At 44.3% G+C, this 1354-nt stretch carries 3 protein-coding genes; all 3 read left to right on the top strand.

Annotated features, from left to right (window positions below; translation table 11 throughout):
- Positions 1-240: thioesterase family protein (locus tag AB4496_RS14535; RefSeq protein WP_372131218.1), on the top strand; the 240-nt coding region annotated here is incomplete at its 5' end.
- Positions 230-913 (top strand): protein TolQ, encoded by a 684-nt coding sequence (tolQ, locus tag AB4496_RS14530; protein WP_009846377.1) that lies wholly within the window; start codon positions 230-232, stop codon positions 911-913. The genes AB4496_RS14535 and tolQ, both read left to right, overlap by 11 nt.
- 3 nt (positions 914-916) lie before the next feature.
- Positions 917-1354 (top strand): protein TolR (tolR, locus tag AB4496_RS14525; protein WP_372131216.1); only part of this gene is annotated, 438 nt, incomplete at its 3' end.

Raw genomic sequence — 1354 nt, 5'->3', positions numbered from 1 at the left:
GTCCGACATATGGACATCGATTTTATTCAAGGTGCGCGCCTTGATGATTCTTTACAAGTCATTACAAATATTTACGAGTTGAAGCGAGCTACCTTGGTCTTCTGTCAAGAGATCGTAAATCCTGATGGCAAAGCATTGTGTAAAGCAATGGTTAAGGTAGCATGTATCGACAATCAAAAAATGAAACCCAAAGCAATGCCAACATTTATTCTCACGGAGCTAACGAATAGTGACTGCTGAAATCTCAATCTTAGGCCTAATTTTAGAAGCTAGCTTACTAGTTAAGATGGTCATGCTAATTCTCATGGGCATGTCTGTTGTTTCTTGGGCGATGATCATCAAACGAAGCAAAGTATTATCTCAAGCTACTAAACAAACTGACGTGTTTGAAGATAAGTTCTGGTCTGGTGTTGATCTCGCTAAATTGTATCAAGAGAGTAATAAGCGCAAAGACGAACTCTCTGGTACTGAAGAGATTTTCTACGCCGGCTTCACAGAGTTTGCTCGCCTTCGAAAATCAAATGCAGCGTCTCCAGACTTCATCATGGAAGGCACTGGTCGTGCAATGCGTGTTGCGGTTGCTCGCGAAGTTGATGAACTGGAAACGAACTTACCTTTTTTGGCGACCGTCGGTTCTATCAGCCCATACATTGGCCTATTTGGTACGGTTTGGGGCATCATGCACTCATTCATCGCATTAGGTGAAGTGAAGCAAGCGACATTAGCAATGGTTGCTCCTGGTATTGCAGAAGCACTGATCGCGACAGCAATGGGCCTATTCGCGGCGATTCCAGCTGTGATGGCGTATAACCGTTTTAGCAGCCGAGTTGGTAAGCTAGAGCATAACTACGCGACTTTCTCTGAAGAGTTCCATAGCATTCTTCACCGTCAAGCGATGGCTGGCAGGGAATAATAGATGGCCGGATACCAACCTAAAAAACGCAAAATGACAGCTGAGATTAATGTTGTACCTTACATCGACGTTATGCTTGTTTTACTGATCATTTTTATGGTGACTTCACCGTTTGTTACTCAAGGCGTAGATGTTGAATTGCCTCAAGCTTCAACTGCCAAATCTGCACAAGATCTATTGGGTGACGACAACGCGAGTTTCATTATCGTTGAAGTGAACAAAGATGGTGAGCTTGGTTTGAGCGTTAATAACGAAGAGGTTCAGCGAGGCTTGTCTCTGGAAGATATTATCGTCCGAGTGAAGGCGGAACTGTCTCTGAACCCAAATTCTCCAGTGGCGGTTGGCGGTGATGCTGCAACGCCTTACGCTGAAGTGGTTATCTTACTTGATGAATTAAGCCGTGCAGGTGTGCCAAAGGTTGGCCTTTTAACGGATATAAGG

Source organism: Vibrio sp. 10N.222.46.A1, from assembly GCF_041473595.1.
Classification (GTDB): domain Bacteria; phylum Pseudomonadota; class Gammaproteobacteria; order Enterobacterales; family Vibrionaceae; genus Vibrio; species Vibrio tasmaniensis_A.
This window is presented reverse-complemented; position numbering and strand designations above follow the sequence as displayed.